This window comes from Clostridium gasigenes (genome assembly GCF_017348895.1).
Taxonomy (GTDB): domain Bacteria; phylum Bacillota; class Clostridia; order Clostridiales; family Clostridiaceae; genus Clostridium; species Clostridium gasigenes.
In genome coordinates, this window is sequence record NZ_CP071376.1 from 2056633 (window position 1) to 2073486 (window position 16854).

Annotated in this window: 17 protein-coding genes; 15 read left to right on the top strand and 2 right to left on the bottom strand. The window is 27.6% G+C overall.

The window, feature by feature from the left end:
- The first annotated feature begins 166 nt into the window (after positions 1 to 166).
- Together J1C67_RS09700 and J1C67_RS09705 are read left to right on the top strand one after the other, a co-directional pair.
- Positions 167 to 1231 carry an NAD/NADP octopine/nopaline dehydrogenase family protein gene (locus tag J1C67_RS09700; protein ID WP_167866636.1) on the top strand — a complete coding sequence of 355 codons (1065 nt, stop codon included), beginning with the start codon at positions 167 to 169 and terminating at the stop codon, positions 1229 to 1231.
- Positions 1232 to 1520: 289 nt separating this feature from the next.
- Positions 1521 to 2261 carry a CpsB/CapC family capsule biosynthesis tyrosine phosphatase gene (locus J1C67_RS09705; protein WP_167866637.1) on the top strand — a complete coding sequence of 247 codons (741 nt, stop codon included), beginning with the start codon at positions 1521 to 1523 and terminating at the stop codon, positions 2259 to 2261.
- A 76-nt stretch (positions 2262 to 2337) separates the two neighbouring features.
- Here the strand turns inward: J1C67_RS09705 and J1C67_RS09710 are convergent, their stop codons facing one another.
- On the bottom strand, positions 2338 to 2490 hold the full coding sequence (locus tag J1C67_RS09710; RefSeq protein WP_167866638.1) for a hypothetical protein: 153 nt from the start codon (positions 2488 to 2490) through the stop codon (positions 2338 to 2340).
- Positions 2491 to 2736: 246 nt separating this feature from the next.
- Between J1C67_RS09710 and galE the strand changes: the two genes are divergently transcribed.
- The 12 genes from galE to J1C67_RS09770 all read left to right on the top strand — a co-directional run bounded on the left by galE (position 2737) and on the right by J1C67_RS09770 (position 14297).
- Positions 2737 to 3747: a UDP-glucose 4-epimerase GalE gene (gene galE, locus J1C67_RS09715; RefSeq protein WP_167866639.1), complete on the top strand. Its 1011-nt coding sequence runs from the start codon at positions 2737 to 2739 to the stop codon at positions 3745 to 3747.
- A 494-nt stretch (positions 3748 to 4241) separates the two neighbouring features.
- Positions 4242 to 4448, top strand: a complete 207-nt coding sequence (locus J1C67_RS09720) for a sugar transferase (RefSeq protein WP_167866640.1) — start codon at positions 4242 to 4244, stop codon at positions 4446 to 4448.
- Positions 4449 to 4509: 61 nt separating this feature from the next.
- Positions 4510 to 5172: a sugar transferase gene (locus J1C67_RS09725; protein ID WP_167866641.1), complete on the top strand. Its 663-nt coding sequence runs from the start codon at positions 4510 to 4512 to the stop codon at positions 5170 to 5172.
- Between the two features lie 39 nt (positions 5173 to 5211).
- Positions 5212 to 6255: a mannose-1-phosphate guanylyltransferase gene (locus J1C67_RS09730; RefSeq protein ID WP_167866642.1), complete on the top strand. Its 1044-nt coding sequence runs from the start codon at positions 5212 to 5214 to the stop codon at positions 6253 to 6255.
- A 28-nt stretch (positions 6256 to 6283) separates the two neighbouring features.
- Entirely contained in the window at positions 6284 to 7135 is an 852-nt protein-coding gene (locus tag J1C67_RS09735) for a glycosyltransferase family 2 protein (RefSeq protein ID WP_167866643.1), read from the top strand.
- An 18-nt stretch (positions 7136 to 7153) separates the two neighbouring features.
- On the top strand, positions 7154 to 8026 hold the full coding sequence (gene rfbA / locus J1C67_RS09740; RefSeq protein WP_167866644.1) for a glucose-1-phosphate thymidylyltransferase RfbA: 873 nt from the start codon (positions 7154 to 7156) through the stop codon (positions 8024 to 8026).
- 64 nt (positions 8027 to 8090) lie between these two features.
- Entirely contained in the window at positions 8091 to 8660 is a 570-nt protein-coding gene (rfbC, locus tag J1C67_RS09745; protein ID WP_167866645.1) for a dTDP-4-dehydrorhamnose 3,5-epimerase, read from the top strand.
- A gap of 8 nt (positions 8661 to 8668) precedes the next feature.
- Entirely contained in the window at positions 8669 to 9553 is an 885-nt protein-coding gene (gene rfbD / locus J1C67_RS09750) for a dTDP-4-dehydrorhamnose reductase (protein WP_167866646.1), read from the top strand.
- A 115-nt stretch (positions 9554 to 9668) separates the two neighbouring features.
- Complete coding sequence (gene rfbB / locus J1C67_RS09755; protein WP_167866647.1) at positions 9669 to 10718, top strand: dTDP-glucose 4,6-dehydratase; 1050 nt, start codon at positions 9669 to 9671, stop codon at positions 10716 to 10718.
- 80 nt (positions 10719 to 10798) lie between these two features.
- Positions 10799 to 11965 (top strand): glycosyltransferase, encoded by a 1167-nt coding sequence (locus J1C67_RS09760; RefSeq protein WP_167866648.1) that lies wholly within the window; start codon positions 10799 to 10801, stop codon positions 11963 to 11965.
- Between the two features lie 35 nt (positions 11966 to 12000).
- Positions 12001 to 12867 carry a glycosyltransferase family 2 protein gene (locus tag J1C67_RS09765; RefSeq protein ID WP_280526558.1) on the top strand — a complete coding sequence of 289 codons (867 nt, stop codon included), beginning with the start codon at positions 12001 to 12003 and terminating at the stop codon, positions 12865 to 12867.
- Positions 12864 to 14297 carry an O-antigen ligase family protein gene (locus tag J1C67_RS09770; protein WP_167866649.1) on the top strand — a complete coding sequence of 478 codons (1434 nt, stop codon included), beginning with the start codon at positions 12864 to 12866 and terminating at the stop codon, positions 14295 to 14297. Before J1C67_RS09765 ends, J1C67_RS09770 begins: the two co-directional genes overlap by 4 nt.
- Positions 14298 to 14914: 617 nt before the next feature.
- Here J1C67_RS09770 and J1C67_RS19970 read toward each other — a convergent pair.
- Positions 14915 to 15748, bottom strand: coding sequence for a DDE-type integrase/transposase/recombinase (locus tag J1C67_RS19970; protein ID WP_341479225.1), 834 nt, complete (start codon positions 15746 to 15748; stop codon positions 14915 to 14917).
- Between the two features lie 783 nt (positions 15749 to 16531).
- On the opposite strand from J1C67_RS19970, the gene J1C67_RS09780 reads away from it, so the two are divergent.
- The gene (locus J1C67_RS09780) at positions 16532 to 16675 is read left to right on the top strand and encodes a hypothetical protein (protein ID WP_167866650.1); all 144 of its coding nucleotides are present in this window, start codon (positions 16532 to 16534) and stop codon (positions 16673 to 16675) included.
- Positions 16676 to 16854 lie beyond the last annotated feature (179 nt).

Below are 16854 nucleotides of genomic sequence, written 5' to 3' on the forward strand. Positions count from 1 at the left end.
ATACAATGGATTATGTTTATTAGAAGCAAAAAGCAGGGGGGCATTAGATAATAAATTTGTTGCTAGTTGAACAGGAGTTAGTATTAAATAACTAAATCAGGGAAACTAAAATTAATAATTGATATTAATATTAATAATAATTAATATTAAATGGGGAGAGATTATAATGAAAATAACAGTTGTGGGTGCGGGTAATGCGGGGACTACTGTAGCAGCAGATTTATCGTTAAAGGGTCATGAGGTAACAATTTTAAAAACTTCTAATAGTTTGCATAATGAAAATTTTAATACTATATTAAATAATGGTTATAAAATAAATTTAATTAGGAATAATGAGTCAAGAGAAGCTAAATTGCATTTAGTTACTACGGATTTTAAAGAAGCATTAGAAGGATCTGAATTGATAATATTATATGTACAAACTAATTATCAAGAAGATGTAATAAAAAGAATGAGTAAATATTTATATAGTCAAATTATTTTAATAGAACCTGGATATTTGGCTACTTTATTCTTTTTAAAGGAATGCAAGGACAAGCCTTTAATATATGTAGAAGCGGAAAGTTCACCTATTGATTGTAGGATAACTAAGCCAGGGGAAGTTACGGCTATGTTTGAGAATGTTAGAAATCCTATAGGTATATACCCTAAAAGTAGGACTAAGGAAGCTCTAGAGAAGTTAGAATTGTTACAGTATAATTTTATTCCTACAAAAAACATAGTGGAGGCTGCATTGCATAATCCTAATTTAATTGTTCATACAATAGGAGCCTTTATGAGTATTCCGAGAATAGAGTACACAGATGGAAAAGAATATTGGATGTATAAAGAAGTGTTTACAAAATCTGTGTGGAATATGGTAAATGGCCTTGATAAGGAAAAAATGGACATAATGGAGAGGCTAGGTTGTGAGAGAGTATCTTACGTGGAAGCTTGTAAATTTAGAAATTCTTTAATTAGTAATATGGATGCTGAAGCCGTGTTTTTTGATTATGCAAAAAATCATTCTACAAGTGGACCATATACATCTGATTCAAGATATATAACAGAAGATGTACCAGAGGGATTAGTTCTTATGGAATCTTTAGGAAAATACTTAGAAATTGATACTCCAGTATGTACTTCTTTAATAGAACTATCATCAAGTTCTTTAAATAGAGATTTTAGAGCTGAGGGTAGAACTATAGAAAGAATAGGAATAGAAAACTTTAAAGCCATATTAGAGATTTAATATATAAGTAAGCTTAAAAAAATAACATTCTGAATATGTAAATAAGCCCTGCACTAAATAAATTAGTGCAGGGCTTATTTTTTCATTTATATAAAAAAAATGTCGAATGACATGAAATATAAACCAATTTTAAAAAGTAAAATTAATTATAAATAAATTTTTAATTTAATTAAAAATTATGTAGCTTAAAAATATAAAAATGTAATTTTTTTCTAGACAAGGAACCTATTATAGTATAAAATATAAGAGGTTATATAAAACAGATAGATATATATAGTGGGGGATTTAAATGGTAGATTTAAATGCGAATATTCTAGGGAAAGTTGAATGTCTTGAAGCGGATTATAACTTAGCAATAGATGCAGTTGAATACGCTTTCAAGAAGGGTGTTAGAGAAATGGTTGTAGCTACAAAATGTGGCGTGCAAGATGTAGCTGTATCTATAGAAGAAATGGAAATTAGGTTAAGTATTTTAAAAAATAAGTTAGAAAAAAATAATATTGATGTGAAACTTTATTTAGCAGAAAGCATCAAATTATCAGAAAGTAATATTAAGGATTGTTTGAATGGAAAATTTGGAAGTATAAATAAATCTAAATATATGCTTATAGATTTGGATGAAACAATGACAAATCAACAAGTTGACATGGTATTTGAGTTAACATTAATAGGAATAGTTCCAATTATAGTTCATCCAGAAAGATGTAAAGAAATAATAGAAAAGATAAGTAGAATAGAAAAACTTAAAGATCTTGGATGTTTATTTGAATTAGATATAAATAGTTTGACTGGTTTATATGGTAAGGAAATTAAACGTATAGCTAAACAATTATTAAGAGCTAAAGTATATAATTTCGTTGCAAGTGAACTAAACGGGCAATTAACTAGGAACACAAGGTATAGTTATTCAGTACTATCTAAATCACAAAAGGATACTTTTAAAGGTAATGGGTTAAAAGTATTAAGAGATGAAGATATAATAAATCATATAGGAACTACAAAAGTTAAAAAGAAATTATTTGCAGTATAGAAATAGTCATTATTAATGAAGCAATTAAATAAAAACACTATAAAATTATTGAGTTTCAATAATTTTTATAGTGTTTTTATAATGTTCTTATAAAAGTTTGGATACACATGCTTTTACCAGATAAAGAAGTTGTATAATATTTGGTGTGAGCAAAAAATTGAACAGATAGAACAAATATTATTACAATTACCCTAACTATATCTAATCCTATTTTACGATCTTTATCCATTTTATAACCTACTTTAAAAATATATGTAAATTATACAATACAATACAATTAATAACAAATCAAATAGTTAATATTACTAACTATTATTTAGATAAGAAAGGTGTTTACTTATAAATAAGAAATGAATATCTTTTAAAATATAATAGAGCAAATTAAAATTTACTATTAAATTTTGTATATATAATTAAACCTAATGTATTTATATGATATAATAAAAATAAATTTTTGCAAAAGGTGGATGAAAAGATGGTAGTTTTAGTGTCAGGGGGAATGGGATACATAGGGAGTCATACAACTGTTGAACTTTTGAATCAAGGTTATGAAGTTATTATAGTTGATGATTTAAGCAATAGTAAGGATGTTGTTTTAGATAGAATTGAAAGTATAACAGGTAAGTTACCTAAGTTTTACAAAATGAATATATTAAATGAAGAAGATTTAGAAACTGTATTTAAAGAAAATAAAATAGATGCAGTTATACATTTTGCTGCTTTTAAAGCAGTTGGGGAGTCTGTTTCCATGCCAATTGAATATTATCATAATAATTTAACTACTACACTTGTAATGTTAAATATTATGAAGAAATATAATGTTAAAAACTTTGTATTTAGCTCATCGGCAACAGTCTATGGGGAGGCAAAAACTATGCCTGTAAAAGAGGCAGCCTCTTTATCAACAACTAACCCATATGGAGCAACTAAGCTCATGATAGAAGATATTTTAAGAGATGTTTATAAAGCTGATAAAGATATGAACATTGCAATTTTAAGATATTTTAATCCTGTAGGAGCTCATAAAAGTGGAACAATTGGAGAAGATCCAAGTGGGATTCCAAATAATCTAATGCCTTATATTACAAAGGTAGCAATTGGAGAATTAAAAGTACTAAGTGTATTTGGAAATGATTATAATACAGTGGATGGAACTGGAGTTAGAGATTATATTCATGTAGTTGATTTAGCAAAAGGACACATAAAAGCCTTAGAAAAACTATCTGCAAATTCAGGTCTTGTAACATATAACTTAGGAACAGGAAATGGATATAGCGTATTAGAATTAGTAAAAGCTTTTTCAAAAGCAAGTGGAAGAGAAATTTCATATAAAATAGTAGACAGAAGACCTGGGGACGTAGGAATCTGTTATGCAGATCCTAAAAAAGCAAACAATGAACTAGGATGGATTGCAGAAAAATCTATAGAAGAAATTTGTGAAGATTCCTGGAGATGGCAAAGTAATAACCCAAAAGGGTATAATTAAAAGATAAAAGCGTGTATGTTATATAAATAAGACATAGATTAATTATTAATCTATGTCTTATTTATATAACATAAAATAATTGATAATACAGGACTAAAGTCATGTTAATATAAAAACCGATTGACAATATTCGACTTGGCATAAATTAAAAAAAGTAAGTTTTTTTAATTTAAATAGGTATTTATAAAGAAAAAATATAAAATAAATCCTTTAAATAACATTAAATAACATTAATATCGAAAAAGGTAATTTAAAACACTTGAGAAGAATATATATTTGGTTTTTAGAGAGAATTTTAAGTGTAATATAAAAAAAAAGTATGATATAATATGTTTTATCACAAATAAACATTTATTTGTGATAAATGCGTATAATTTAATAAAATTCTTTAACAAATAATCTTAAGTATAGAAAAATAATAAGAAAATATAAAAATAATAAGATTAATATTTTATAACTATTTTGAATTTATAATGGAAGGGGATATAGCTTTGATGAGTACTGAATTAAATAGAGATATAGAAATAAGCTGTAAAAGAGCAGGTTCTTTTTATAGGTATTCAAAGAGAATATTAGATATTATTGGAGCGTTAAGTAGTTTAATATTATTAACTCCTATATTAATAGTAGTAGGAATATTAATAAAATTAGAATCAAAAGGCGCTATTATTTTTGCCCAAAAAAGAGTTGGATTAAATTGAATAAATTTAAAAAGCATATTAATAATGTTTAATTTAGAGAGGAATTTTAGGAGGGGACACTGTGGATTGTAATTTAGAACTAGAAAAAGTGATAGCAGTAACTAAATATAGAGAAAAAAAATTCTATGATTTTATAAAAAGAGCAGCGGATTTTATAGCATCATGTATTGGATTAATAGTATTAAGTCCAGTATTTTTAATTGTTTCAATACTTATAGGAATTGATTCAAAAGGACCAATAATTTTTGGACATGATAGAGTAGGTATGAATGGGAAAAAATTCAAAGCTTATAAATTTAGAAGTATGGTACCTAATGCTAAAGAGGTATTTGATAATTTTACACAAGAGCAAAAACATGAGTTTGAGAAGCATTTTAAATTAGAGAATGATCCTAGGATAACTAAAATAGGTGAATTCTTAAGAAAGACAAGCTTAGATGAACTACCACAACTTTTTAATATAATTAAGGGCGAAATGAGTGTAGTTGGGCCACGACCTATTATAGATAGGGAAATTGCGAAATATGGGGATGATTTTGAAAAGGCATTTAGTGTGAAATCAGGACTGACAGGGTATTGGCAAGCGAATGGTAGAAGTAATACTACTTATGAAGAAAGAGTTAAAATGGATATTTATTATGTTGATAATAGATCAATAATTTTTGATATTAAAATTATATTTAAAACATTTATATCGGTTATTAAAAAGGATGGGGCTATATAACTAAATATAGAAAATATATTTTAGGAGAGTGTGTATATTATGTTATGTGCTTTAATTATGGCTGGGGGAAAAGGGACAAGGTTTTGGCCATTATCAACTGAAGAAAAGCCAAAGCAATTTTTAAATTTAATAGGTGATGATACTATGATACAAATGACGGTAAAACGAATATTACCTATTATACCTATAGAAAGAATATTTATTTGTACTTGTGAAAGGTACGTTGGTTTAGTTAAGAAACAATTACCTGAATTACCAGATAGAAATATAATAATAGAGCCAGAAGGGCGAAATACTGCGCCATGTATAGCGTTATCAGCATTAGTAATGAAAAGATATTATGAAGATGCTACAATGGTAGTTCTTCCATCAGACCATTTAATAAAAGATGAAAATAAATTTACTAATATAATAATAGAAGGAAATGAATTTTTAAGTAAAAATAATAATGTGATATTGACATTAGGTATGAGACCAGATAGAGCAGAGACTGGATATGGGTATATAAAATATGGAGAGAATGTTGGAAATAATGTTAATAAAGTAGAAAAATTTGTAGAGAAGCCGAATAAAGAAAAGGCAGAAGAATATTTAGCTTTAGGAAAGTACCTTTGGAATGGTGGAATGTTTATTTGGAAGGCTGATACTATAATAAGCAAAATAAAAAAATATATTCCAAATACTTTTGAAGCACTAAAATGTATAGAAACGGTAAACGAAGAACAATTACAAGAATTAATAAATAATAATTATAGGAATACAGATGAAATATCAATAGATTATGCAATTTTAGAAAAATCTAATGATATTTACGTTATACCAAGTGAGATAGGTTGGGATGATATAGGGTCTTGGAGATCTATAGAAAGATATAGGCAAAAAGACGAAAAAGGAAATATAATTACTATTAATACTCAGGTTATAGAATCAGAACAAAATATGGTTATAAATAATAAAAAAAGAGTAGTTATGATAGGTGTGGAAAATATATTAACTATAGAAAAAAGAGATACTATATTTGTAGTTAACAAAAATTGTATGGATAATTTAAAAGAATATGAGAAAACTGTTGGGAAATTTTAAGTGTTAACGGTATGGAGGCTAAAATAAAGTGAAAGTTTCAATAATATGCCCTTTATATAATGGGGAAAAATATATAAAAGAACTATATAGTAATATTTATAGACAAGAAAATATAGAAATAGAAAGTTTAGAATTTATATTAACGGAATCTAGCGATTTAACGGAAAGTGTACTTAAAGAAATAGGTGCAAAATATAATAAAATAAGTAAGCAGGAGTTTTCTCATAGTTTAATAAGGGAAAAAGCAGCTTTTTCAAGTAATGGAGAAATTATTGTTTTTATAACTCAAGATATAAAAATTATAGGTAAAGATTGGTTAGCAAATCTTATAAGTGGAATTGTTAATGACGAGTGTGAGGCCAGTTTTAGTAGACAAATTGGATATGAAAACCATGGGCTAGAGAAATATATAAGAGAAGTTAATTATCCAGAAGTATCAAGAATTGTAACAAAAGATGATGTGGAAAAATTAGGAATCATGAGTTTCTTCTTTTCTGATACATCTAGTGCTATCAAAAAAAGTGTTTTCGAAAGTTTAAATGGGTATGACAATAAGGATTTACCCACTAATGAGGACATGTACTTTGCTTATAAATTAATAATGAACGGATATAGGATTAAATATGAATCAGAATCTAAAGTTATTCATTCTCATGAGTTTTCATTGAAGCAAGTTTATAACAGATATAAAGATATCGGAAAGTTTTTTGCGCAAAATCCTTATTTTGATAAATATAAGGCTAGCAAAAGGGGTAAAGGTGTTTTGAAATATGTAATTAAAAGGGCAATAGAAGATAAGAAGTATAGTATAATATTTGACTTATTCACAAATTTTACAGCTCGAGTAGTTGGAATGAAAGTTGGAAAAAGAAAGAAATAGGATAGGAGATGTTTTTAAATGAAGGGAATTATATTAGCAGGGGGATCAGGAACAAGACTTTACCCAGTAACAAAGGCAATGTCAAAGCAAATGGTGCCTATATATGATAAACCAATGATTTATTATCCGATGTCAGTTTTAATGTTAGCTGGAATTAGAGATATATTAATAATATCAACACCAAGAGATATTGTTAATTTTGAAGAGTTATTTAAAGATGGTTCTGAATTTGGATTAAATATTGAATATGCAGTTCAAGAACAACCTAATGGTTTAGCAGAAGCATTTATAATAGGTGAAAAATTTATAGGTGATGATAATGTAGCCATGATACTTGGGGATAATATATTCTATGGTCAAAACTTCTCAAGTCATTTAAAAAAAGCGGCAAGTATGCAAAGTGGAGCTATGGTATTTGGATACTATGTTCAAGACCCTAAGGCGTTTGGAGTTGTAGAATTTGATGAAACTGGGAAGGTTATTTCTCTAGAAGAAAAGCCAGAACAACCTAAATCAAAGTATGCAGTACCGGGGCTTTATTTTTATGACAATTCTGTTGTAGCAAAATCAAAAGCATTAAAGCCTTCTCATAGAGGCGAAATTGAAATAACTGATTTAAACAGAGTATATATGGAAGAAGGCACTTTAACAGTTAATCTTTTAGGTAGAGGTATGGCTTGGCTTGATACAGGAACACACGAATCTATGCTGCAAGCATCTAACTTTGTAGAAGCTGTTCAAAACACTCAAGGAACTTATATTGCTTGTTTAGAAGAAATTGCATTTAGAAAAGGTTGGATAACTGGAGCTGCGGTACTAGAACTTGCAAAACCTTTAATGAAAACTGGATATGGTAAATATTTAGTTGATATAGTTAATGAATCAATATAAAAACACCCCTGGGGTGTAATATTTTCCAAATGATTTTTACAAGATGATAAGGAGTTGTGCTAATTTGAGTAATTTTAATTTTATAGAAACTAAAATAAAAGATTTATATATAATAGAACCTAAAGTTTTTGGAGATGACAGAGGATATTTTATGGAAACTTATAGTAAGAGAGATTTTTATGAGGCTGGTCTTACTATGGAGTTTGTTCAAGATAATGAATCTAAATCTAAAAAAGGTGTTTTAAGAGGAATGCATTTCCAAACTAAAAACACTCAAGGTAAACTAGTTCGCGTAACTCAAGGTGCAGTTTATGATGTTGCTGTAGATTTAAGACGCGGTTCAGAAACTTATGGAAAGTGGGAAGGAATCCTTCTTACCGCTGAAAACAAAAAGCAATTTTATGTGCCTGAAGGTTTTGCACATGGATTTTTAGTAGTTTCAGAAGAAGCTGTATTTAATTATAAATGCACAAATTTCTATTCTCCAGAATATGATAGTGGACTTTTATGGAATGATAAAGATGTTGCTATAGAATGGCCTTTAGATGGAATAGACGAAATACTATTATCAGAAAAAGATAAGGTTCAAAAGACATTAAAAGAATTAGATGTACCTTTTGTGTACGAGGGGTAGGAGAATATATGAAAATATTAATAACAGGATGCAAAGGACAACTTGGAAATGAGCTTCAAAGTATAATAAAAACTGGAAAAGCTGAAATTGCTGTTGTAAGCAATGAAATAAAGAATTCACAAGTTATAGCATTAGATGTTGAAGATTTAGATATAACAAATTTAGCTCAAGTTAAAGAAGTTATATCAAGAGAAAAACCTGATGTTGTAATTAACTGCGCAGCAGCTACTAATGTAGATGGATGCGAAAGTAACCAGGATTTAGCTTTTAAAATAAATGCACTTGGACCAAAAAATTTAGCTATGGTTTGCGAAGAAATAGGTGCTAAATTAGTTCAGGTTTCAACTGATTATGTATTTAGTGGAGTAGGAAACAAACCATTAACAGAATTTGATAGACCAGCACCATATAGTGTTTATGGGAAAACTAAGTTAACTGGTGAAGAATATGTTAGAGAATTTTCATCAAAATACTTTGTAGTTAGAACAGCTTGGTTATATGGATATGTTGGAAAGAACTTTGTTTATACAATGATGAATCTTGGTAAAGATAAAGAATCATTAAATGTAGTAGATGATCAAAGAGGAAATCCAACTAATGCAAATGATTTAGCTTATCATATTCTTAAGTTAATAGAAACAGAAGAATATGGAGTTTACCATTGCACAGGAAAAGGTGAGTGTAGTTGGTGTGATTTTGCAAAGTTAATAATGGAATTATCACATAGAAAGTGTGTTGTTAACCCTTGTACTTCAGAAGAATTTAAAACAGCAGCAAAAAGACCTGAATATTCATCACTTGATAACATGATGCTAAGATGTACTGTTGGCGATGAAATGAGAGATTGGAAAGAAGCGGTAGCAAGTTTTATAGATGGAAATTCAAATTTATAATTTTTATTTAAGTAAAATTTATAATGTTTAATGTTAAAATTATATTATTGAACATTATAAACTTGCTTTTATAATTTTTGAAAATTATTAAGAATGATAAAGGGGAATGAAATATATGAAAACTTATTTAGTAACTGGTGGAGCAGGATTTATAGGATCAAACTTTGTAATATATATGTTAAATAAATATAAAGATATAAAAATAATTAACTTAGATAAATTAACTTATGCAGGTAATTTAGAAAACCTAAAGTCAATAGAAAATGATGATAGACATGTATTCGTTCAAGGAGATATTTGTGATAAAGAATTAGTTTCAAGTCTTTTTGAAAAATATCCAATAGATTATGTAGCTCACTTTGCAGCTGAATCACATGTTGATAGAAGTATAAAAGAACCTGAAATATTTGCAAAAACAAATGTTATGGGAACTGTTAACTTACTTAATTGTGCTAAAGATGCTTGGGAAACTAATGAAGTGTGGAAAGAAGGCGTTAAGTTCCTTCATGTTTCAACAGATGAAGTTTACGGATCACTAGGAGATACTGGTTTCTTTATGGAAACTACACCAATAGATCCTCATAGCCCATATTCATCAAGCAAAGCTGGGTCAGATTTAATGGTTAAGGCATATGCTGATACATTTAAAATGCCAACAAACATTACAAGATGTTCAAATAACTATGGACCATTCCAATTCCCAGAAAAGTTAATACCTTTATTAATAAACAATTGTTTAGATCATAAAGATTTACCTATTTACGGAACAGGAATGAACATTAGAGATTGGTTATTTGTTGCAGACCACGCAAAAGCTATCGATATGGTTATAAACAATGGAAGACTTGGAGAAGTTTATAACGTTGGTGGACATAATGAAAGAACTAATATTCAAATAGTTGACACTGTTATAGGCTACTTAAACGAAAATATTGATAAAGCTATAACTGAAACTTTAAAGAAATATGTTGAAGATAGAAAAGGTCATGATATGAGATACGGAATTGACCCAACTAAAATAAAAGAAGAACTTGGATGGTACCCAGAAACTACTTTTGAAGTAGGAATAGTTAAAACTATACAATGGTATTTAGACAACCAAGAATGGATGAAAAATATAACATCAGGTGCATACGAAACATATTATGAAAAAATGTATAAATAGAATCAGTAGTAAGGATATTAGGAAGATTAGTAACTGATTTTTTTACTTTAATGAAATATACCTATACGAGGAGATATAATATGAACTTACTTTATATAACTTCATTTATACCACAGAAAAACGCATCACAAGCAGGCATAAATGTATCATATAATCTGATAGAAACTATTAAAAAAGAATTCGATTTTAATATAGATGTATTAGGAGTAATAAATGAAAATCAAAGTTCAGTTAATTGTAAAGATATTAATGAAATAGCAAACAGTACAGAATTTTTACCAATTAACAAAAAAGGAAAAATAAAAAATATATTTAGTAATATAAAAAAACCATTAATTATGTCAGTGAGAAATGATAATAGATTAAAAAAGATTATTGTAAATAAACTGAAAAGTACTAATTATGATTTTATAATATTAGATTATACTCAAAATATGATGTATATTGAAGAAATACTAAAAACAAACTTTAAGGGGAAGATAATTTCTGTAGAGCATGATGTTTCTTTTTTATCATTTGAAAGAAAAGTAGATAAAGAGAAAAATTTAATTAAAAAATTATTATATACTTTAGAATATAATAGATTGAAAAAAGCTGAATTAATGTTAATAAATAAGTTTGATTATATATTAACATTAAACGAAAAAGATGCTAAACTAATTCCTGATAATAGCAATGTCAAAGTTATTAATCCATATATAAAAAGAAATAACACAGTTAAGAAAAAACATAAAGGTTTTAATATTATGTTTTGGGGCGCAATGAATAGACTAGAAAATGAAAATGCTGTTACTAATTTTATGAAAAATATATGGCCTTTAGTGGATAAAGAAAATACTAAGTTTTATATTGTTGGTGCAAATCCATCGAAAAAAATACTGAATTTAAAATCTGAAAATATTATTGTTACAGGATTTGTAGAAGATCCTAATGAATATTTTGAAATTATGGATTTATCAGTAACACCTTTATTGCTTGGTGCAGGGATAAAAATTAAAGTTCTAGAGAGTTTAGCCGCAAAGATAGCAGTAATTACTACGAATGTTGGAGCGGAAGGTATAGGTATTATAAATAGCGAACACGCATATGTAACAGATGATAATAAAGAGTTTGCAAAGAAAATAAATTTATTAAAATTAGATAAAAATAATCGGAATTATATAGAAGAGAAAGGTTATGAATTAATAAAGAATAAATATAGTTTGGAAAATAATAGAACTGTACTTAAAGATATATTTAAAAATTAATAAAAGGAGGAATTAACATAGGAAAGTTAGGAATAATTTTAGTTAACTATAATGGGAAAGAATACAATGAAAAATGTATTCAATCAATATTAAAATCTACTTATAAAAATTTTATAATAATAGTAGTAGATAATGACTCTAAAGATGGCTCTTATGAAGAATTGGAAAATAAGTTTGAAAATGAAGTTATTTTAATTAAATCACAAGATAACTTAGGGTTTTCAGTAGCAAATAATATAGGAATTAAGAAAGGAATAGAATTAGGATGCTCATATTTTATGCTTTTGAATAATGATACAGTGATAAGTGAAACATTAATTGAAGAAATGTTTAAAGTAGCTAAAAATAAAGTTATAGTAAGTCCCAAAATATACTATTGTGATGAACCTAAAAAAATATGGTCAGCAGGTTCTGGAGTAAATTGGAAAAAAGGATTGCCTTATCAACTAGGTATAGATCAGATGGATGATGGAAACTATGATAACTTACAGCTAGTTCCATGTGCAACAGGTTGCTGCTTATTATTTAATAAACAGTTAATTAAAGATATAGGATATTTAAGTGATGAATATTTCTTATACTATGAAGATACCGACTATACAGTTAAGGCTGTAAAATATGGATATGATATAATTTATCAACCGAAGGCTGTCCTTTGGCATAAAGTAAGCGCCTCTATAGGTGGCGAGGAATCTGAAAATTATATTTATTATAACACTAGAAATAGGCTTTTATTTAATGATAGGTTTAACAATGAAAATAAAACTTATTATATGACGTATTTTTATTTAACTAGACTACTTAAGTGTATCAAGTGGATATTAAAAGGTAGAAAATACTTAGTTAAAGCTACTATAGAAGGCATAAAAGATTATAAAGATGGAGTTGTAGGTAAAAGATGAAGAAATTTAAGATAAAAAATTGGAGTATAGATAACGAGGTGCAAGTTGATAGTATAAGCGATTACTATAAATATATATTCATAATAGCAATTATATTAATTCCTTTTGATAATTTGCCTTACTTCGGGAAAGTTTTAGGGGAATTAAGCGTAAGAGGTCCAGTTTATGCTTTTATAATTTTAATAGCTATTACTATGTTTGATATATTAAAAAGCAGAGAGATATTTATTTATAAAGATAAAATTAATTACATATTAATTGTGTTTTTAATTTGGGTAATAATAAGCTCAATAGCAAACTTCAATAATATATTAATTAATGATTTTAAGGGTAGGATTGGGATAGAAAAATTAATATTACAACTATTTGTTGTTAGTTTTATGTTTTTAATATGCTATATAACTCAAATTATAATTTTTAAGAAAAATGTTACCTTATTGGATATTAGGAAGTATATTTTATACTCTACAATACCAGTAGGAATATATTCTTTTTTTGAATTGCTTAATTTGACTGGAATAATTAATTTTAGTTGGATAATAGAGAAGATGTCAGGTGTAGTCCATTTATATAATAGAGGAGAAATTTACACTAAAGGGATTAGATCAGTAACAGGGGAACCCTCTTATTTCGCAATGTATAGTGCATTTGTTATACCATGGATACTAAGTTATGTATTCACTGAGAAAGATAGAAAAAAAAAGGTGCAATACGGGTTAGCTATTCTTTACCTATTAATTTTAGTTATATTTTCTAAATCGAGAGTAGGATATGCGATAATGTTTTTTGAATTAGTAGTATTTTCATTTGGAATATTAGTATTCAGAATGTCAAAACAGAATAAAAAAATAATTATAGCATTTATAGGAATTATAATAACCATTTTTATTGGAATTAATATAACTGTTTTTAATAAGATTGGTGGAGATCAAAATAGTGTTCATGAATTAAGTGTAAGTGGTTTAATAAAGTCGTTAACGGATAAAAATAATATGTCAAATGTCGCAAGACTAGGAATGCAAAAAGTAGCGGTTAACATAGGAATAGATAATGCTTTAGTAGGTGTTGGAATTGGCCAATATGGATTTTATGCTAAAGATTATGTAGATGAAAATGCATTAAGATCTAATGAAGTTCAAAATTGGATTAATCCCGATACCACTGAAAATTCATGGCCACCAGCGTTTTCATTATATGCCAGGATTGTTGCAGAGCAAGGTATTTTAGGAATAATTATTTGGATAACTCTAATAATTTATACTATTTATTCACTTTTTATAAAATTAAGAACATCATATAATAATATATTAGGATTAGCATTAATGACAAGTTTTCTAGGAGTATTAATTAGTAGTTTTAATGCCGATACATTTGCAATTAGCCAATTATGGATATTAATAGCGATAATAGTTAAGTATAAAAATGAATAGTTAAATATAATGGAAAGGGATTCTGTGTGTAATAATAACATATAATTAGGTAGAGATTTTAGTAAATGCTTTAATTCTATATATAATCAAGTTGATAATGTGATAATAGTAAATAATAATTCTAATAAAGAAACAATAGAATTTCTTAATAAAGGGTACACTAATAAAGAAATATTGTGCATTAGGTGCGATAGGTTCACTAATAGAAGAAGAGTGTATTGGCCAATAATACAATTATTTTAGTTGGAAATCATCTTAGAGTTTTTTATATGTTGAGGCGAGTATTAAAATACTTTATCGAGTCAATATGTATGGCAATAGCTAGGTTTTTGACAAGGATAGGTTATGGTTAATATTAAGTTTGTTAAAAATAATTAATAAAAATCTAAGAAATGTTTAGAAACTTATAGACAGTTGAAAATAATAATAAAGGATTAGCTAATTAAGTAGACTATATTTATTTGATAGTGTAACGTTTGATATGAAAAGTTAACTAAAAAATATCTGTGGTAAAAAATACAAAATAGGCAATTTATTTGAAAAGAAAATCTGTTTTTAGGTATAAGAAATAGACCTTTGAAAACAAAGATTTTTTAAAAAACTAAGTTTTCTATGTTTTAGCCTGTTTCATTATCTTGCATATGTACAATTGTTTGTTGACCAAGACTAAGTAGTATTTGACACTTTGCTGGCATATTCCCCACATTCTCAAACTCCTTAAGTTCATTTAATGGGCTCCAATAGTTATAAGGATGTGGGCGTAAAAAGTTATAATATGCAACCCAAAGAGAAACACCATAAAGTGCAACATCATCGCTTCCGTAACCGCAGGTTACACGATAAGAGGCTTTGAAAGTACGGTTTAGACGCTCTACAACTTGTTTAAACCAACGATGTTCAGCAGATACTGCATCGTTATTGGTAAGTCCAATAACTTGAACAAGATCAAATATTTTATCTTCTTGAATTTCAAACTGTTGTTTAGCAAGAGGGTAGGCTGTATAGCCATCAGCAACAAATTTTAATGCATTGCTTGGAAACTCTTTAAACTTATCAAAAGCCATTCGCATTGCAAGTATGCAAGGGCCTGTAGCTCTAGTATCAGATACTTGATAACCAATAATAGATTTTTTACAAGCATCCATTACAATCAACACATAATGATTGAGGCCCTTTACATTAATATAAGTTTCATCGGCTGTTAGCAAATTAGAAGGTTTGTAATCAAAAGTATCTACAAATGGCTTAACAACAGGAGCTGCGGTTAATGCATAATTAGCAATAGTAGAGTGTGATATTTTTATACCATGAACTTCTGCTAACGCATGAGCGGTCTGTCTAGTTGAAAGCTTAAGGTTAACATGATAAGTAAGGCATAGTCCCATTATATGAGGATTAAACTTCTTGAAGTCAAAGCTAGTAGCACGCTTAGCAAGTTCGTATAAATCCATTTTAAAGAAGTTAATAGTAAACTCTCTATAAATATAATGAAGCTTGTACTTATGCTTGTCAGAAGCTTTTAATCCTTTTGGAAGCTTGCTTAAATTATTTAAGTAATAAGAGCATTTAGAGTTTTTACATTTATGTATTTTAAAGTTTGTAAGTTCTTTTTGATCAACCAGAGTACTACCGCAATAAGGGCAAGTAAATACTATAGATTTTGTTGCGAAGTTATGCTCATTAAAATTTAAAGAGCAAACCTTACACTTAAATTGACCACGATTACCATTATTGTTGTATATATAGTCATGAGGTGCACCACATTTAGGGCAAATGGTTTTAATTGGTACTGACTTATCCGAACGTCTCTGGACGGGTGTCACAGGTTTCTTATATTTATGTTGGTAATAAGCTAGAAGTAACTGATAATCTACCTTTTCGAATCTTAGAATTTTAGGTAGTTTATCTACTTTGAATTTTTGATATTATGGGCTATTTGAGTCATCAAAAGCCATTTGTTTTAAACGTATGTTTTTAGAAATAAATAAAAGTAATTCTGAAATAGTTTTAAGTAAGTATTGATTATATAAAAGTAAATAAGTTATAAGTGAATCCATAACAATGACCTTTCTTTTGGGTGTTATTTTTGGTTTTCGCGATTCAATTATAGCATAAAAGAGGATGGCATTGTTTTTTTGTTGTAAAAAACTCTGTAAACCTTGATATATAAAGAAAAAATAGAAATAGTAGTGTAAGTAACTTTACACTACTGAAAGATGAGAGGGCGATATGCTATGAATTTACGTAGTATAACTTCATTTATACTACAAGAAAATACATTAAAGTCTACAGAAGTTAAAAATTGGGTAAATTCAGAATCTATTGAAAATTCTTGGGCTACATCATTTTCATTATATGCTAGAATTATTGCAGAATAAGGTATTATAGGAATTATTTAGCTATATTTACAATATATACAATATGCTCATTGATAAGGAAGTTGTTAGGCTCATATAATGATAGATTAGGATTAGCATTAACAACAAGTTTTATAGGTGTGATAGTTTCTAATATAAATGTAGATACATTTGCAATAATTCAATTATAGATATTAATA